This is a genomic window from Hymenobacter sp. M1-2 (assembly GCF_057808495.1).
The window spans coordinates 86,964-104,772 of the sequence record NZ_JBTYZO010000020.1 but is presented as its reverse complement, the minus strand read 5'-3'; the positions used below and the strand labels follow the sequence as shown (position 1 = coordinate 104,772).

General features: G+C 59.0%; 13 protein-coding genes. 7 read left to right on the top strand and 6 right to left on the bottom strand.

Annotated features, from left to right (window positions below; genetic code table 11):
- Nucleotides 1-206 precede the first annotated feature (206 nt).
- Nucleotides 207-743 (top strand): DUF7935 family protein, encoded by a 537-nt coding sequence (locus ACYSMN_RS18645; protein WP_488925428.1) that lies wholly within the window; start codon nucleotides 207-209, stop codon nucleotides 741-743.
- 76 nt (nucleotides 744-819) lie between these two features.
- On the top strand, nucleotides 820-1,350 hold the full coding sequence (locus ACYSMN_RS18640; RefSeq protein WP_488925427.1) for a 5' nucleotidase, NT5C type: 531 nt from the start codon (nucleotides 820-822) through the stop codon (nucleotides 1,348-1,350).
- Nucleotides 1,351-1,416: 66 nt separating this feature from the next.
- On the opposite strand, the gene bshA is transcribed toward ACYSMN_RS18640, so the two are convergent.
- Together bshA and ACYSMN_RS18630 are read right to left on the bottom strand one after the other, a co-directional pair.
- On the bottom strand, nucleotides 1,417-2,553 hold the full coding sequence (bshA, locus tag ACYSMN_RS18635) for an N-acetyl-alpha-D-glucosaminyl L-malate synthase BshA (RefSeq protein ID WP_488925426.1): 1,137 nt from the start codon (nucleotides 2,551-2,553) through the stop codon (nucleotides 1,417-1,419).
- A gap of 178 nt (nucleotides 2,554-2,731) precedes the next feature.
- Entirely contained in the window at nucleotides 2,732-5,686 is a 2,955-nt protein-coding gene (locus ACYSMN_RS18630; protein WP_488925425.1) for a serine hydrolase domain-containing protein, read from the bottom strand.
- A gap of 320 nt (nucleotides 5,687-6,006) precedes the next feature.
- Here ACYSMN_RS18630 and mutL point away from each other — a divergent pair, with 320 nt between their 5' ends.
- The 3 genes from mutL to ACYSMN_RS18615 all read left to right on the top strand — a co-directional run bounded on the left by mutL (nucleotide 6,007) and on the right by ACYSMN_RS18615 (nucleotide 9,899).
- On the top strand, nucleotides 6,007-7,983 hold the full coding sequence (gene mutL, locus ACYSMN_RS18625; protein WP_488925424.1) for a DNA mismatch repair endonuclease MutL: 1,977 nt from the start codon (nucleotides 6,007-6,009) through the stop codon (nucleotides 7,981-7,983).
- A 159-nt stretch (nucleotides 7,984-8,142) separates the two neighbouring features.
- Nucleotides 8,143-8,940 (top strand): rhomboid family intramembrane serine protease, encoded by a 798-nt coding sequence (locus tag ACYSMN_RS18620; protein WP_488925423.1) that lies wholly within the window; start codon nucleotides 8,143-8,145, stop codon nucleotides 8,938-8,940.
- A gap of 71 nt (nucleotides 8,941-9,011) precedes the next feature.
- Nucleotides 9,012-9,899 carry a rhomboid family intramembrane serine protease gene (locus ACYSMN_RS18615; protein ID WP_488925422.1) on the top strand — a complete coding sequence of 296 codons (888 nt, stop codon included), beginning with the start codon at nucleotides 9,012-9,014 and terminating at the stop codon, nucleotides 9,897-9,899.
- Nucleotides 9,900-10,051: 152 nt separating this feature from the next.
- Here the strand turns inward: ACYSMN_RS18615 and ACYSMN_RS18610 are convergent, their stop codons facing one another.
- The 4 genes from ACYSMN_RS18610 to tilS form a co-directional block, all read right to left on the bottom strand.
- Nucleotides 10,052-10,750: a DNA alkylation repair protein gene (locus ACYSMN_RS18610; protein WP_488925421.1), complete on the bottom strand. Its 699-nt coding sequence runs from the start codon at nucleotides 10,748-10,750 to the stop codon at nucleotides 10,052-10,054.
- Nucleotides 10,751-10,775: 25 nt separating this feature from the next.
- On the bottom strand, nucleotides 10,776-11,408 hold the full coding sequence (locus tag ACYSMN_RS18605; protein WP_488925420.1) for a macro domain-containing protein: 633 nt from the start codon (nucleotides 11,406-11,408) through the stop codon (nucleotides 10,776-10,778).
- Nucleotides 11,409-11,711: 303 nt separating this feature from the next.
- Nucleotides 11,712-12,653 (bottom strand): malate dehydrogenase, encoded by a 942-nt coding sequence (gene mdh, locus ACYSMN_RS18600; RefSeq protein WP_488925419.1) that lies wholly within the window; start codon nucleotides 12,651-12,653, stop codon nucleotides 11,712-11,714.
- Between the two features lie 844 nt (nucleotides 12,654-13,497).
- A complete protein-coding gene (gene tilS / locus ACYSMN_RS18595) occupies nucleotides 13,498-14,829 on the bottom strand; it encodes a tRNA lysidine(34) synthetase TilS (protein WP_488925418.1) in 1,332 nt (443 codons plus the stop codon).
- A gap of 117 nt (nucleotides 14,830-14,946) precedes the next feature.
- Between tilS and ACYSMN_RS18590 the strand changes: the two genes are divergently transcribed.
- Together ACYSMN_RS18590 and ACYSMN_RS18585 are read left to right on the top strand one after the other, a co-directional pair.
- Nucleotides 14,947-15,846, top strand: coding sequence for a glycerophosphodiester phosphodiesterase (locus tag ACYSMN_RS18590; protein WP_488925417.1), 900 nt, complete (start codon nucleotides 14,947-14,949; stop codon nucleotides 15,844-15,846).
- A 184-nt stretch (nucleotides 15,847-16,030) separates the two neighbouring features.
- The gene (locus tag ACYSMN_RS18585) at nucleotides 16,031-17,755 is read left to right on the top strand and encodes an OstA-like protein (protein ID WP_488925416.1); all 1,725 of its coding nucleotides are present in this window, start codon (nucleotides 16,031-16,033) and stop codon (nucleotides 17,753-17,755) included.
- The last annotated feature ends 54 nt before the right edge of the window (nucleotides 17,756-17,809 follow it).

Sequence of the window (17,809 nt, the reverse complement as noted above, 5' to 3'; positions counted from 1 at the left end):
ATAACTCTAAAACCGGTGATATACAAAGAGAAGTCGCGTCATTGGTTTGTGGGTAGCTAATGCGCTTTGCGGCGCGCGAAACAGATGCAGGACTGCACCTTTTTTGTGCGGTAGCATCGACGTAGCTTGTCTACCTTCGCCCTCCCCGTCCGTTTATTTGTTGTCACTCACCACAGCCACCGCTGCCGCGTTGCGGCCCCACTTGCATGGATACTACCGCCTACATTTTCGACTTGCTCAAAATCATTCTGCCCGCGCTACTCGTGGCGGGTTCCATTTTCTACCTGGTGCAGCAATACCTGGAAAAGGAGCAGCAACGCCGTCTGATTGAGTTGCGACTGGAAAACTCGAAGACCACCTTGCCGCTGCGCCTGCAAGCCCTGGAGCGCGTTACGCTGCTGCTGGAGCGTATCACGCCCAACAACCTGCTCGTGCGCCTGAGCAGTTCCGGCCAAACCGCCGCCGAATACCACCGGCTGCTGCTTCAAGAAATTCGGGCTGAATACGAGCACAACATCAGCCAACAGCTCTACATGAGTCCCGACACGTGGGGCGAGGTGAAAGCCGCCAAGGAAAATGTCCTCACTGCCATCAACAAGGCCTACCAAACGCTGCCTCAGCCCCAGCAAAGCCGCGGCACTGAGCTAGCCAAGCGCGTCCTCGAAACCTTGATTGCCGACGAAACTGACCTCACCGAGCGGGCTCTGCTAATAGTGAAGCGCGAAGCAGCCGGGCTGTTTTAGCAGCGGAGCTTGGGAGCTAGCCCAGACAAAGCGGGCTGTTTGGTGTTGTAAGTTCGTTTTGCTAAGCATTTACGATATGACTAAGACACGCATTGCCGTGGACATGGACGAGGTAATTGCCGACGCCATTGCCCGGTTTCAAGAATGGTACGGAGCGGAATTTCAACTCCAGTTGACTCGTGAACAGCTACGCGGCAAAAGCGTCCATGAAGCCGTGGCGCCCGAACACCAAGCCACTCTGCGCGATTACCCCAACCGGCCCGGCTTCTTCCAGAACTTACCCGTGATAGCCGACAGCCAGCGAGTACTGCGCGAAATGGCCCAACGCCACGACATCTTCATCACCACGGCGGCCATGGAGTTTCCCAATTCCTTCCGCGAAAAGTACGACTGGCTCCAACAGCACTTCGATTTTCTTTCGTGGCGCAACTTCGTGTTCTGCGGCGACAAAAGCATCCTCAACGCCGACTACCTCATCGACGACAACGCCTACAACTTCGAGGGATTTCGCGGGGAAGGCATCCTCTTCGACGCGCCGCACAACGCCCACGAAAGGCGCTACCGTCGGGTGCATACCTGGCAGGAAGTAGCGGACATCTTTCTTTGACCATATGCACAAAAAAGGCTCTGAATACGTTTCAGAGCCTTTTTTGCCAATGCTTTTCTTGCTTTGCTATACGGCCGTCAGCACGGCATCAATGGCGCGCTGGTAGCAGGCTTCGTAGAGAGGCACGATGTTCTCGACGGCGAAGGTTTCGGCCTGGGCGCGGGCGGCGGCTTTGAAGCGCGGCAGGTTCTCGTCGTCGAGCACGTAGAGCGAGTTCTTGACCATATCGGCCACGTCGCCGATTTCGCTTACCATGCCAGTCACGCCGTGCACGTTCAGCTCCGGAATGCCGCCGGCGTTGGTACTGATGACGGGCACTTCGCAAGCCATGGCTTCCAAGGCTGCTAAACCGAAGCTTTCCTTTTCGGAAGGCATCAAGAATAGGTCGGCGATGCTGAGCACTTCTTCCACGGCTTCGAGCTTGCCCAGGAACCGGATGTCGTTGCAGTGGCCGATTTCGCGGCACAACTTCTCGATGCGCGGCCGGTCTGGCCCATCCCCCACGAGTAGGAGCTTAGCCGGCAGCTGCTCCCGCACTCCCGCGAAAATGCGCACCACGTCATCGACGCGCTTTACGGACCGGAAGTTGGAGGTGTGGACCAGCAGCTTCTCACCTTCGGGCGCGATGGCCGCTTTGAAGTGGCTCTTGTTCTGCTTCTGGAAGCGGCTGAGATTGATGAAGTTGGGAATCACCTCAATGTCTTTTTCCACCGCAAAATACTCGTAGGTCTCGCGCCGCAAATCCGCCGAAACCGACGTCACGCCATCCGACTGATTGATGCTGAACGTCACGACCGGCTCGTAGCTGGCATCCTTGCCCACGAGCGTAATATCGGTGCCGTGTAGCGTGGTGACGACTGGGATGCGGATGCCGCGGGTGAGCAGGATTTGCTTGGCCATGAAGGCTGCCGAGGCGTGCGGAATGGCGTAGTGCACGTGCAGTACGTCGAGCTTCTCGTTCTGCACAATGTCGACCATCTTGCTCGCCAGCGCCAGCTCGTAGGGCGGAAACTGGAAGAGCGGGTAGGGCGGCACGTACACTTCGTGGTAGAACAGGTTCTCGTTGAAGAAGTCGAGACGAACCGGCTGGCTGTAGGTGATGAAGTGCACGCGGTGGCCGCGCTGGGCTAGGGCTTTGCCCAACTCGGTGGCCACCACGCCGGAGCCGCCAAAAGTGGGATAACAAACGATGCCGATATTCATGTAGCGGAGGAGAGTAGCGCGAAGCTCCAGCTTCGGGCGTCGTTGAATGGTAGTCGTTGGTGCAGCAGCCACGCGGCGCGAAGCTGGAGCTTCGTGCTACAAAAAAGGCGGCAATTCATCGAGGAAGATGCATTGCCGCCTTTTGCGGATCAAAGAAAAACAAAAGCTGGACAACAGATCATGTCTTTTGCAGCGACTTATAGATAACGTCGTGAATGCGGGTGCGGATGTTGTATTGGCGCAACTTATTGTTGCCCGCGTCGGGGTACACCCGGTTGGAAAGAAAGATGTAGAGGATTTTGTTTTCGGGGTCCATCCACACGCAGGTGCCCGTGAAGCCAGTGTGGCCGAAGGTGCTGGCCGGCGACAATTTGCTGGTGGGGCCTTCGGGCTTGCTTGGGTCGCCGTGGTCCCAGCCTAGGCCGCGGCGGCTGCCCGTTTCAGCACTGCGCGCAAACTCCGTCACGACGGGGTTTTGGAAGTAGCGCATGCCACCGTAGCGGCCATTCTGCAAGTTCATTTGCATGAGAATGGCCAAGTCGTTGGCATTGGCGAAAAGTCCCGCGTGGCCGCCCACGCCGCCCACAAGAGCCGCCGTTTGGTCGTGCACCGTGCCTTGGAGCTGCGTGCGGCGGAAGTAGGTGTCGTTTTCGGTGGGCGCGATGCAGGACTTGGGAAACTTTTGCAGCGGGTTGTAGCTCATGGTGCCGAGGCCCAGCGGCTGGTAGAAGGTTTCGGCCAGGAAGTTTTCGATGGAGCGCTTCAGCAGCTTTTCCGCTATGCGCTTCAGCACAATGAAGCTCAAGTCGCTGTACTCGGTGGGGTACTTGCCTTTTGCTTTGGGCAACAAGCCGGAGCGCTGCACCCAGGTCCACACCGAATCTTCGGCCGTCTGCAAGCTAAATACGTCGGGAGATACTTCGTTGGGAAACGCTGCCGAGCTGGTGCTGGCGTAGAAAGTAGGCTTGAGGCCGTTCTTGGTGATGGTCCGCTCCCAGGTTGGAATGCCGGGTTTGAGGCCCGCTTGGTGCAGCAGCACGTCGCGCACGGTCATGTCCTTCTTGTTGGTTTGCTTCAGCTCCGGCAGATAAGCCGATACTTTGCTGTCCAGGTTGAGCTTGCCCTGGTCCTTGAGGTACATGATGGCCTGCAAGGTGCCCGCCACCTTGGTCACCGAAGCCAAGTCGTAGAGCGTGCTGCTGTTCACGGGCTGCGTCTTGTCGTAGGTGCAGTAGCCGTAGCTTTTGTCGAAAATGACGGCGCCATTTTTCGCCACCAGCACCTGGCAGCCCGGTGCCGCCGCATACGCCACCGATTCCAGCGCGATGTTGTCTATCTGCGCCAGCACGCGCGAATCCAGTCCTTCGCTTTCCGGCGTGGCGTAGCGCAGGCGGCGCAAGTCCGGTGTGGGTAGGCCGGTGCCCACGGGAAGCTCGGGCGTTACGGTTACGGGCAGGCGGCCCACGGCGGGCAGCGCGCCAAACAGCACCTGCGGCACTACTAGCTGCGAGGCGTAATTGTCTTCGTAGCCGCACACCAGCGTACGGGCGCTGTCGAGGTACTTCAGCGCGTAAGCATTGCCCATCGTCACCACCACGGTTTTCACCTTGGGGTTGGCCTGCAATTGCTTGATAAACTTCAGCGCTCCATCGCCCAAACCGTAGTTGTGGGTGGGCGTGTTGTTCATGTTGTGCAGCGTCACTACCACCACGTTGTAAGGCTCCAAGCGCGGCAGAATACGCGCAAACGTGGAGTCCGGCGCGTAACGGTTCGGCACCGGATACACCGGCCCGTTCTGGTACTTGCCCATAATTTCGCCGAGCGTGCTGCCCGCCCCGGCGCCCACCGTTACGGTGGCAATGCGGAGCGTATCGAGACGGTGGAAGGGAAGCAGGTCGTCGTTGTTTTTGACGACGGTCGTAGCGTGCTCGAAGATTTCCTGCGCCACGGTGCGGCTTTGCGGCCGGCTGAGGTTGGTCATCAGGTTGGGCACGTCAATGCGCTGCGTATGGTTGAGGCCGGCCCAGAACTTGGCCCGCAGAATCTTGCGCACCCGCTGGTCCACTTCCTCCTGCGAGAGTTTGCCTTCGGCCAGCTTTTCCTTGATCTTCTGAATAGCTATCGGTACGTCTTCCGAGAAAAGCAGCACGTCGTTGCCGGCCAGCAATGCCAGTACGTCCAGTTCGCCGGGTTTGTAGAGGTTGGCTACGCTCTTCATATTGAGCGCGTCCGTAAACACCAGCCCCTTGTAGGCCATCTTCTCCTTCAGCAGCCCCGTCACCAGATTCCGGGAGATGGTAGCCGACACGGAGCGCACGGTATCAAACAGCGGCATGTACAGGTGGCCTACCATCACGCCCATCACGCCGGCCTGAAAAGACTGCTGAAACGGGTACAAATCCACGTTGGTAAGCCGCGCCAGGTCGGAGTTTATAACTGGCAGCGCCACGTGCGAGTCCACGTCGGTGTCGCCGTGGCCGGGGAAGTGCTTCACGACGGCAATGATGCCGTGGTCCTGCAATCCGCGAATGTAGGTCACGCTGCGTTTGGCTACCTGCTCTTTGTCTTCACCAAATGAGCGGTTGCCAATAACCGGGTTGTCGGGGTTGGAATTGACATCGACGACGGGCGAGAAGCTGATGTGCACGCCCAGGGTCTTCATTTTGAGGGCAATTTCGCGGCCCATCTGGTACACGTACTGGTCGTCGTCCATGGCGCCGAGCGTCATCTGCTTGGCGAAGTGCGTCGATGAGTCGAGGCGCATGTCGAGGCCCCATTCGGCATCCATCGAAATGAGCAGCGGTACTTTGGCGGCCGCTTGGTAGCGGTTGGTGAGAATAGCCTGCCGCCGCGGGCCGCCCTGCAAAAACATGAGCCCACCAATGCCCTGGTTGCGCACCAAAGCCTCGATGCTCTGCACGTGCCGTTTGTCCTTGTTGGAGTAAGCGGCCACCATGAACAGCTGGCCTAGGCGCTGGTCGGGGGTGAGGGAACTGAAAACACTATCAACCCAGTTCTGCTCCGCCACGGAACGGGGGCGAGCGGCGTCCTCATACGGCACCGCCGAAGAGATGAGGAGACCCGTGGCAGCCAGCAGCAGCAATAAGATTCTAATCCGAAAATCCTTGAGCATGGGCTCCCGTGATGGTGTCTGGCGGATGATAGTATGGTTGAAAGCAAGCAGAATTCGCCCTACTTTTGTTCCAGTTCGCGGGCGGGAAAAAGGGTGGTCCGGCGGGCCCGGCCACCGTGAGAGGTGGGCCCGAGGCATCCGGTCTGCCGCTCTTTCCAACACGCCAACCTGGGTCTCCAGCCGACGCAACGCACACGAATGTTGGCCGCAAACTTACGGAGAAATTCCGGCCCTTGGTTGGCAACTCAACGAGTGAATCCAATTGCTCAACGTGTTACCGCCTTTCTTTTCATCTTTTGTATCATTTCTCTATCACTGCCATGGCTGACATAATCCAGCTGCTTCCCGAGTATTTGGCCAATCAGATTGCCGCCGGGGAAGTGGTACAGCGTCCGGCTTCGGTGGTCAAGGAGCTGCTCGAAAACGCCGTCGATGCGGGGGCCACCCAAGTGCAGCTCATCGTCAAGGATGCCGGCAAGCAGCTGGTGCAAGTAGTCGATAATGGCTCTGGCATGAGTGCCACCGACGCGCGCATGAGCCTTGAGCGCCACGCCACTAGCAAGATCCGCACTACTGACGACCTGTTCCGTATTCGCACGCTTGGCTTCCGCGGGGAGGCTCTGGCCAGCATTGCCGCCGTAGCTCAAGTGGAGCTGCGTACCAAACAACGCGAGCACGAAACCGGCACCTTGCTGCTCGTGGAAGGCTCCCAAATCACGAGCCAGCAGCCCACCGCCTGCCCAGATGGCACCAGCATCAGCGTGAAGAACCTGTTCTTTAACGTGCCCGCCCGGCGCAATTTCCTCAAAAGCAACGCCGTGGAGATGCGCCACATCCTCGACGAGTTTCAGCACGTGGCGCTGGCAAACTCGCAGATGGCGTTTTCGCTGTTTCAGAACGACATGGAGGTGTTCAACCTGCCAGCCGGCAAGCTCAGCCAGCGCATCGTATCCCTGCTCGGCAACGGCTACAAGGAGCAGTTGGCGGCCTGCGAAGAAGTGACGCCGTTTCTGTCGGTGAAGGGCTTTATCGGCAAGCCGGAGTCGGCGAAGAAGAGCCGGGGCGACCAGTTCTTCTTCGTCAACAACCGCTTCATTCGCTCAGCCTACCTCAACCACGCCGTGCTGGCGGCCTACGAGGGGCTGCTGCCCAAGGAGACGCACCCGTTCTACGTGCTGTTTCTGGACCTCGACCCCAAGGCCATCGACATCAACGTGCACCCCACTAAGACGGAAATAAAGTTTGAGGACGAGAAAACCGTCTACGCCATTGTGCGGTCGGCGGTGAAGCAAAGCCTGGGCCTGCACAACATGGCGCCGTCCCTGGACTTCGAGGGCGACGTGAACTTTGCGCCTATTCAGCCCTTGCGTTCTTCCGGTCCCCAAAGCAACTCCTTCTCCGCCGACGACTTCCGGCCCGATGCCCTGGCCTCGGCGGCTTCGCAGGCGGCTACGTCCGCACCCCGCGAAACCCGCCCCAGCGCCGCCCGGGCCGATGCCTACGAGCGGCAACTGCCGCCCCGGCCCACGGAGCAGGCTAAGCGCGAGCTAGAGGAATTCTACAAGACCCTGAGCCAGGTGAACGTGCCCGAGGTAGAGCGCGAAGCCACGGTCAAAGGCGAGCCGGTACCGTCGGCCTCGGCCCTAACAGCGCAGGTAACAGCAGCAATTAACCAAGTAGCTACGGCTGCCACGCCTGAGTTGCCGCTACGCGAAACCGCCGCCAACCCCGGCAATAAAGTGCTGCAAGTGCACGGGCAGTACCTGTTGGTGGCCGTGAAATCGGGGCTGATGCTGATAGACCAAGCGGCGACGCGGGAGCGAATTTTATATGAGCAGTACACTCAGACGCTGGAGCGCGACACGGGCGCTTCGCAAACCTTGCTGTTTCCGCGTACTGTCACGTTCACGCCCCAGGATTTTGCCGTGCTGCGCGAAGTAGAAGAAGCTCTACGCAGCCTCGGCTTCCGCTTCACCGACTTTGGCAAACACACCATTGCGGTAGAAGGAATCCCGGCCGACGTGCCCGCCCGCGACGAGAAGGAGCTACTCGAAGGACTCATTGAGCAGTTTCGCACCCACGCCGGCCCCGTGAAGCTAGACCGGCGCGAGCAAATGGCCCGCGCCCTGGCCCGCCGCGTGGCTGCCACGGCTGCCTCCGCCCGCCTCTCCGACACCGAAATGACCACCTTGGTTGATAAGCTCTTTGCCTGCGAGGTGCCCGGCTACACGCCCGATGGCCGTCGCACCCTGGTCTTGCTGGAGCTGAGCCAGCTTCAGTCTTTCTTTACTCGTTGATTTTGCCGTACCGGTGGTTTGAACGGACCCCTTAGTGCTCGGTAAAGGGCCAGGCATGCAACCGGCAGCCACAGAATATGCTCGGCGAAATCTGTTTAATCAGCGTAAGGAAAATCAAAAATCAACGACAATACCTTCATCTGCGCAACCCCGCACTTCATGTTTCAACTCACTCCCATCGTCCGCAACTTGCTTATTGCCAATATACTGGTGTTTTTTCTGCAAAGCCAGTTCGGGGCGCGGGTTGATGTATTAGGGGCCCTGTACCCGTTGGGGTCGGTGTACTTTCAGCCGTGGCAGTTCGTAACGTATATGTTTCTGCATGGTAGCATTGGGCACCTAATTTCCAACATGCTGGGACTGGTGTTCATTGGCGCTTCTTTGGAGAACGTGTGGGGCCCGAAACGTTTTCTGACGTTCTGGCTGATCTGTGGCATCGGAGCTGGGGTGCTTTACGAAGGGGTGCGCTACTACGAACTGCACCAAATGAATGAGGCCCGCCTAGCCTTCCATGAGGCGCCTTCGGATATTGCCTTGGCCGATTATTTCCGGGCTCATTATCCTATCTATGAGCCGGGGGCTGTAGCAATGGCCAGATCCATGAAGGCCAACCCTGGCAATACCGCTATTTTAAAGGATGCCAACGAAGCTGTTGATAATGCCTACGACATCGTGCTCAATAGTCCCTCGGCTGGTATGCTGGGGGCTTCCGGGGCGCTGTTTGGGGTGTTGTTTGCGTTTGGCTTCCTGTTTCCGCAGCAGACACTTTTCATCTTTCCCCTGCCCATTCCCATCAAAGCCTGGCTGTTTGTGTTTCTGTACACGGCCTACGAGCTATACTCCGGCCTGCACCGCACACCTGGCGACAATGTGGCGCACTTCGCGCATTTGGGCGGAATGTTGATTGGGTTCATCGTGTTGAAAATCTGGCAGCGCAATGGCACGCACTATGGCTGACCCGGCTTCCGAACAAGCCGAATGGTACCGTTGGGGTACCCACCTGCGCCGCTTCTTTTGCCTTCCCATCCATGAGTATTCTGAATGACATCCGCGCCGCTTTCACCCGGCGCGACAATGCCCTGACCCAACTGCTGCTGATTAACGTGCTGGCCTTCGTGGCACTGTTGCTGGTGCGCGTGGGTCTGTATCTGCTCACGAAGCAATTTGCCTACATGCCCGTGCTGGAATGGCTGGCCGTCCCGAGTGAGCCGTTTCGCCTGCTTACGCGTCCCTGGACCCTGCTGACTTACAGCTTCCTACATGTCGATTTCTTCCACATTCTATTCAATCTGCTGAACCTGTACTGGTTCGGCGCCCTGTTGCGCGAATACCTCGGCGACCGTAAACTGGTAAGTCTCTATGTGCTAGGGGCGTTGGCGGGAGCTATATTGTACTTGCTGGCCTTCAACCTGATACCGGTGTTTCAGGAGCGCCATGCCATTCTGTTTGGTGCCTCAGCCAGCGTTATGGCCATCATTGTGGGAGCCGCCACGCTACTGCCCGACTACACCTTCAGCTTGCTTCTGCTGGGCCCGGTGCGCATTAAGTACATTGCGGCCGTGGTGGTAGTACTTTCCATTGCCGGCATTGATGGTGGCAACCCCGGCGGCGAAATCGCGCACTTGGGGGGCGCTTTTATTGGCTTCTTGTTCATTAAACAGCTCCAGCGGGGCCGCGACCTGGGCCGCCCTGTGCAAGCCGTCGGCGACTGGGTGGGAAGGTTATTCTCCGGGCAGTCCCGCGTCCGTGTAACGCACCGCGGTGGTGGTGCCGCAACGTCGGCGGCGCGCAAAGGCAGCCCGGCTAAACCTGAGCAGGAAGACATCGACGCCATCCTCGACAAGATTTCCCGCTCTGGCTACGAAAGCCTGTCGAAAGAAGAAAAGCAGCGACTCTTCAAAGCCAGCCAGAAATAGCTTCCGAAGCGTAATCGCAGGGCTGCTCCATAGTGCTCAAACCCAAGCCAGCATCCGCTGGCTTGGGTTTTTAGTTAGTTGCGCACCAGTGTAGAAATGGCTAGCCGCTCGTCCCGCGTGAAGCAAGAAGCAACCAACTAAGCACTATTAGCCTATTTGCTCATGTGCCACTGCCGCCGCGCGGGCGGGAGTCGCTTAATGGCGTAGCGCAGCGCCGTCCGTGGTAGCTGGCCGCGGTGGTCAGCCAGAAATTCCTCCAGTGCTTCCTCGTTGCGCTTGCCCACTTCGCGCAGCATCCAGCCGGTGGCCTTATGAATCAAGTCGTGAGGGTGGGAGAGGAGCTGGGCAGCTAGTGCGAAGGTGTCGGCAAATTGGTGCTGGCGAATGAAGGCCAGCGTCGATACAATAGCCATGCGCTGACTCCAGAGGTGCGGCTCAGCGGCCAGGTCATAGAGTGGGGTGCGGTCCTTGTCGAGCAGGTAGGTGCCGAGCAGCAGCGGGCACGTGATGTCCACCAAGTTCCAGTTGTTGACGAAGCGCCGGTTGGCCAGATATGCCTCATGAATGGCCTGGCGGCCAGCAGGGCCGGCTTTGGCGAATTGCAGCGTCCAGATGATGAGAGCGGTTTGGCGGCACTCGTGCCAGGGACTGTGCAGCAGATATTCCGCTTCCGCCAGTGGCAACGCCCGAAACTCCCGCGCCACGAGCCGCTGCTGCGGCAGGGTGAGACCAAGGAATTGGTCACCCTCGCCATATTGCCCGGGGCCGGTTTGGAAGAAGCGTTGCAGCAGCGCCGCACGGGCCTTATCGGCCAGGGTACGGAGGGCGGCTTCAACGGTCTGGGCAGTCATGAGGAAGCCGTTCGAGCTGGTTGATCTAGCCGATATCGTATTTAATATCCGACTCATTGTGGGTGTAGAAGTAGGCGTAGTTGGAGCACATTTCTTCCCAGCCGGCTTTGGTAGCGTACTTCTGGTGCATCACATCTTCCCAGGCAATGCGCATCTGCCGGGCGCATACCAGCGGCCTTACCTGCCCCACGCCAGTACCGAGCCCCGGAATAGCCACAGTCCGCACTTTTTCCCGCACACTTTCTCCAGTACTGAGTTTGCCGTGTTGCAATAGCAGCAGCACAGCCTTCATGCTCTGGTACACATTGGGTCCGCGCGTGATGGTCATGGGCGTGCGCATGGTGGGAGCAGCAATGAGATAGGGAAACAAGGTGCTTCCCGTGTCGATAATTTCGGCCTGCCCCACCAGCAGTTCGCCGTAATATTTCTCGCGAATGACGCGCTGCAAGTCCTTCTCCAGATGCCAGCCCAGGTGCTTGGAAATGGCGAAATCAATGCCGCCATTCATGTAGCCGAAGCTATTGGCGGGGCTGACGAGTGCATCAGCGGGATGGTCGAAAATGGAGCCGTGATGAGCGGTGACTTCCGGGACGTCGGCGAATACTTTCGCCCAGGCTTCGGCTACTTCTGGATTGGTGTCGATGAGGTTTACGTGCATGTATCGGGTTTCGTGCTCACAAGATACTGAATGCTGGCAGCGCCCCCAAGCGAATCGTCTGTAGCGTACTGACGTCGAACTCGGTAAATTGAATTTTCCGAATTCAGGCCTTAAAGAGAAGGTTCGGAGTGAGTATATAGTGGGTATATCCAAACAAGGGTACTTGAGTGCTTCTCGCCACTTGTGAGAATATAATCTTACCAAGGTTCCAGACGCTAGCGAAGCTGCGCGTGATGGCATAAAGCAAAACCGGCCGCCCCGCGCTAGCGGAACGGCCGGTTTCTTATCCGAAGAATAGGAAGCTTAGGCCGATGCCTTGCTCATGTTGTCCAGAGCGTCCATTACTTCTTTCACGTGGCCACGGGAGGTTTCCAGCAGGGCTTTTTCCTCGTCATTGAGTTGCAGCTCAATTACTTTCTCGATGCCGTTCTTGCCGAGAATAACCGGGGCGCCCAGGTACACGCCGTCGATGCCGTACTCGCCTTCGAGGCGGATGCAGACGGGGAACACGCGGCGCTGGTCGCGCACGATGGCTTCTACCATTTGGGCAGCGGCGGCGCCAGGCGCGTACCAGGCCGAAGTGCCCATGAGCTTCACCAGCTCCCCACCACCGTTGGTGGTGCGGGCCACGATGGCGTCGAGAGAGGCTTTGTCAATGAGTTCTGTGACTGGAATGCCGCCGACGGTGGTGTAGCGGGGGAGCGGCACCATGGTGTCGCCGTGGCCACCCATGAGTACCGCCTGAATGTCCTTGGGGCTTACGTTGAGGGCTTCGGCCAGGAAGGCGCGGTAGCGGGCCGTGTCCAGAATGCCGGCCATGCCAAACACCTTGGTCCGGTCGAGGCCGGAGGTGAGGTGGGCCTGGTAGGTCATCACGTCGAGCGGGTTGCTCACGATGATGATGATGGCGTTGGGCGAGTGCTGCACCACCTGCTCGGTCACCGATTTCACGATGCCGGCGTTGGTCGAAATCAGGTCGTCGCGGGTCATGCCGGGCTTGCGGGGCAGGCCGGAGGTAATCACCACCACGTCGGAGTTAGCGGTGCGGCTGTAGTCGCCGGTTACGCCCACCGTGCGCGAGTCGTACCCGATGATGGGCGCTTTTTGCCAGATGTCGAGGGCCTTGCCTTCGGCGAAGCCTTCTTTAATGTCGACCAGAACAATTTCGTTGGCAATCTCGCGGGTGGCTAATACATCGGCGCAGGTAGCGCCCACGTTGCCAGCTCCAACTACGGTAACTTTCATCGGGTGAGGAATTGGGTTGTACGATTTAGGTTCGGGCGTAAAGCTACTGCTTGGATGGTTGAATTGAATGGCTTACTGGTCGAATTGTTAAAGGGCTGAATGGCTGCCGGGCCCGGTCATGGGGCGTGCCGCACTGGCTGGTCACACGTTTTGCTGGTTGGTACAGCGTCGGGAGTGGCGCGCACGGGTCCAGCGGCAAAAAACACAGGTCCAGCAGCGGCGGGTACGAGTCTGGTAGCAACGAATACGCCTCTACTAGCCGTGGGTACGGGGCCAGCAGCATCGGGTACAGGTCCGGCAGCGGCGGATACGGGTCCGGCAACAAAAGGCACGGGTCAAGTTGCGGCGGGTACAGGTCCGGACGCGCCGCACACGGCTCCAGTACCGGCGAACATACCTCCGGCACTAGTGAACACACCTCTACTCTCTGGTGAAGCATGTCGTCTCTCTCCCAGACCGGCTCCTGTCATTTACAAACAGGCTGTTATAGATTCGATTTACGGGCGAGGTAAAAAAATTAGGCGTTAGAGCGGTTTGGGCGTCGGAGTACGGCGGGGTAGGGGCGGGGGCTGGCCTCGGCGTCTGCTCATTGCTACACCGCTCTACGGAGTGGGGCGACGGACTAAAGTCCGTGCCACAAGCAGGTGCCCGGTCGTTGTGTTGTGGCACGGACTTTAGTCCGTAGCCCGCCCTACCGCCCGTATCCCGGCCGCGTACCGAGAGCGGTTTCGGCGTTAGGGGAGGGGCGGAGGCTGTTGCCTCCTCAGGGTACACGCATCCCCAAACCGCTCTAGTGAATGTTGAACGACCAACCATTTAACCATTAAACCATGTAGCCATTCAACTACATCCGCTTCACTACCAGCACCCGCTCGGTATCGTCGCTCACGCGGAACCGCTCGTCGGGACGGAAGCCGATGACCCAGGCAATCTTGCCGTCGCCGGAGCAGAGCACGTGCACGTTGTCTTTGAGGTTGAGCGGCACTTTCTGGTCGATGAGGAAGTCGGAGAGCTTCTTTTTGCCTTTCATGCCGATGGGCATAAACCAGTCGCCTTCCTGCCAGGGGCGCACAATGAGCGGGAATTTCAGGGTATCGGCATCCAAGGCGGCTACGGCTTTGCCGCGGGGTACCTCAAAGCCTTCGGCCACTTCTTGCAGCTCCAGACGCAGGTGCAGCCCATCCATCTTGAGTGCTTCCTGCCCCGCCTGTACTTGGTGGGTCCCGAATTTGGTGAGGTTGCGGCGCGTAATCACCAGCTGCTCCCGGTCCTTCACCAGTCGGTGCGTCGGCGACTCGAAGCGGCGGCCCGGCTCGGCGCTGAAGGCGGCCACGATGTCCTTCACCACCGGAAAGCTGAACCCGAACGGCCGCAGCAGCTCGTGCAGCACCAGGGCCGTAGCGGCCGTTTTTTGCAGCAGCCGGATGTCGAGGTAGGTGACTTCCTCCTCGGTGCGCTGGGCCTGGGCGGCGGTATCGGCCACGTAGCGCCGCACGATTTCCTCGGCCCCACCCACCCGCTCGGCCGTGAATTGCAGGGTCTGGTCGAGGTTGGGGTTGATGGCGCGCAGCACGGGTAGCACCTCCTGGCGCAGGCGGTTGCGCTGGTACACGGGGCTGTCGTTGGAGGCGTCTTCGCGCCAGATGAGGTGGTGCTCCACCAAATACTCGAACAGCGCCGGCTTGCCGATGCCCAGCAGAGGACGGACGAGGCGGCCATTTTTGGGCCGGATGCCATGCAAACCCGCCAGCCCGGTACCGTGCGTGAGGTTGAGCAGCATGGTTTCGGCGGCGTCGCGCTGGTGGTGGGCGGTGGCAATGTAGGTGAGGCCCTGGGTCTGGCGCAGCCGCTCAAACCACTCGTAGCGTAAGGCGCGGGCTGCCATCTGCGTTGAAATGCCTTCCTGCGCGGCAAACGCCTTGGTCTGGAAAAACTCGGCGAAGTAAGGCACCTCGTACTTCTTGGCCAGCTTGCGCACAAACTCCTCATCAGCATCGGCCTCCTCGCCGCGCAGCCCGAAATGGCAGTGCGCTATGGCAAATTGCGCGCCCAGTCGGTGCAGCACGTCGGCCAGCGCCACGGAGTCTTGCCCGCCGCTCACGGCCACGAGTAAGGTGTCGGTTTGCAGGGAGAAAAGGTCGTGTTCTTCGATGTAGCGGCGGACTTGGTCGAGCATATAAAGCAATGAAGCGAACCGCAAAAATACGGAGGATGCCTTGTTGGGCGTTAGGCATTTCAAACCAAAGACCACCTGAATGGTATGGTTACCGGAGGTGCGAAGTTTGAGCCTTGTATGATGCCCTATCTGCTGTGCCGCTTACGGTATTTTGCTTTGGTGATAAGCCTGCCGCTGCTGGCCGGTTGTAATCGGCCTACTAAGCCGCGGCCCGCCAGCCAACAACCCCTGGTAATTGGCCATGCTGGCTCTGGTTTCATAACCCCGCTCATGCCGTTCAATCCGCTGCCCGCCAATAGCATGGCCAGCATCAGGCTGGCGCTGGCGCACGGCGCCGATGGGGTGGAAGTGGACCTCCAGCTCAGCCAGGACAGCGTAGTGATGCTCTATCACGACCAGACGCTGGAGTCCATCACCAACGGGCACGGCTGCGTGTACGAGCAACCCGCGGCGGCGCTGCAACAGCTGGACTACCAGGGTGGGTGGTTCTACGATTTGTGGCACGAGGAGCGGCCCGTCACGCTGCAAACCCTGCTCGACACGCTCAGCAAGCGTCCCACCTTGCCTTATCTGCATTTCGACCTGCACGAAACCAACGCCTGCAATGCCAGGCAGCCGCTTGGCCGGGCACCGGCGCTGGCGCGGGCACTGGGCCGTTTGCTGGCCCAGTATCCCTGGCCCCCGGAGCGGCTCTTGCTTGTTACCACGAACCAGTCTTCCCTGGCGGCGCTACGCCAGGCGCTGCCCGGTATTCCGGTTGGGCTGGAGATAACCGAGAATTTCGGCAAGCAGTTTGATGTGGCCAAATCGGAGAAGGTGCAAGCCATTGTGGTTCCGAAGGACTTGATAACGCCAGAACGCACGGTGCAGGCGCGCGCAGCTGGCTTGCAGGTTATCACGTTTGGCGGGCGCTCCAAAGGAACCATCCAACGGCTGTTAGACTGTCAGCCCGATGCCATTGAGGTGGACAATGTGCCCAACATGCTCACGTTGCTGGGCCGGCCGGTGCAGGAGTAAGAACCTGGCTAAGCACGCTGATACCAGAACCAGCACGGGGCAGCGCGTTGGCCTTGCTGCGTTGTATTGACCTGTCACCGCCTCATTCTACCAGTGCGTATCGCTCAACGGGAGGCGGCAGCTTCGCGCAAGACACCCTCAGCGCGCCGCCGCACGGGGGCAGATTCCCTACCTTTGCTCTGAAATGCTTTCACCTAGATTTCTTCTGCTGCTTTTATTGGTTTCGTTGCCCCTACTGACCGTGGCCCAACGCAAACCAGCTACGCCACCCACCCCGCCCAAACGCCAACGCATTGAGTTGCTACCCGGCACGGAGCGTCTGATAGGGGGCACGTTTAATGGAGTTGAAATCCGCAAGTTGATTGGCAACGTGAGCTTTCGGCAGGGCACCACGCTCCTGTATTGCGACTCCGCCTACCAGTATCTCGACAAAAACGCGCTGGAGGCCTTCAGCAACGTGCGCATCATCCAGAATGATACCATCACCATCACCGGCGACCGGGGCACCTACGACGGCGACACCCGCAAGGCCCGCATCACCGGCAACGTGGTCCTGCGCGACCCACGCATAACGCTCACCACCCAGGTGCTCGATTACGACCTGAATACCAATCTGGCCTACTACAGCACCGGCGGCCACCTCACCGACCCCGAAAACACGCTCGACAGCCGCTTCGGCTACTACAACACCCAGACCAAGGTGTTCAGCTTCAAGCGCGACGTGAAGCTGGTGACCAAAGACAATACCATCGATACCGACACGCTGCAATACAATACGGTATCCAAGATTGCCGTCTTCCTCGGGCCTACGCGCATCAAGGGTAAGGACGGCACGCTCTACGCGGAAAACGGCACTTATAACACCATCACGCGGGTTTCCAACTTCCAGAAGAACGCCAAAATTGAGACGCCCAACTATCTGCTCGGCGGCGACAAGCTGGTCTATGACGAGGCGCGACAGTACGGCGTTGCCACCGGCCACGTCTCGATGACGTCGAAGAAAGACAACCTCGTGATTCGGGGGGACGTGGGGCGCTACTGGCGCACGCTGGGCCGCACCCAGGTGCACGGAGCGCCCGTGATGCGCAACATTTCCGGCAAAGACACGCTCTATCTGGCCGCCGATACGCTTATCAGCCAGGAAGGCCGCCCGCCGCGCAACGAGGCCGGCGTGCTCTACGCCTATCCGAAAGCCAAAATCTTTCGCACCGACTTGCAAGGCCGCTGCGACTCGCTCACCTACGACCGGCAGGATTCCATCATCTACCTCAACAAGAATCCCATCCTCTGGAACGACAAAAACCAGCTCACCGCCGACAGCATGGATATTCGGCAGCGCAAGGGCAAGGTAGACCAGATGCGGCTCTACGCCAACGCATTCATCATCGGGCAAGACACGCTGCTGAACTTCAACCAGGTGAAGGGCCGCAACATGGTGGCCTACTTCCAGAACAACTCGATAAAAAAAGTGGACGTGCTTGGCAACGCCGAGAGCCTCTACTATGCTCTTGAGGCTGACACGGCTGTAAGTGGTATGAACAAAGCCATATCGGCCACGATGGTGCTGCGTTTTGCCGAAAGCAAGCTGCAAACCATCAGCTTCCTCACCAACCCCGACGCCAGCTTTATTCCGCCCCATGAGCTAAAACCCGAGGATCAAAAGCTGAAGGGTTTCCAGTGGCGGGCCACGGAACGCCCAACCCGCCGCGCGGTGTTAGGCAAGCACTTTGCCTTGCCAGTGAAAGCCAAGCCTAAAAAGAAAACCAAACCGGCAACTAAAACCAGCGCCAAACCGAAAGCCAAAGCCACCCCGAAACCGCCTTCAAAGTCGCCTGCGCCACCCAAGGCCACCCCGAAACCGGTAGCTCGGCCAGCAGTGCCGGGCAGTAAGGCGCCGGCCGCGCGGTAGGGTCTCTTTCCTCAACCCGTAAACACCTTCAGCCATTCAGGCAGAATCCGTTAC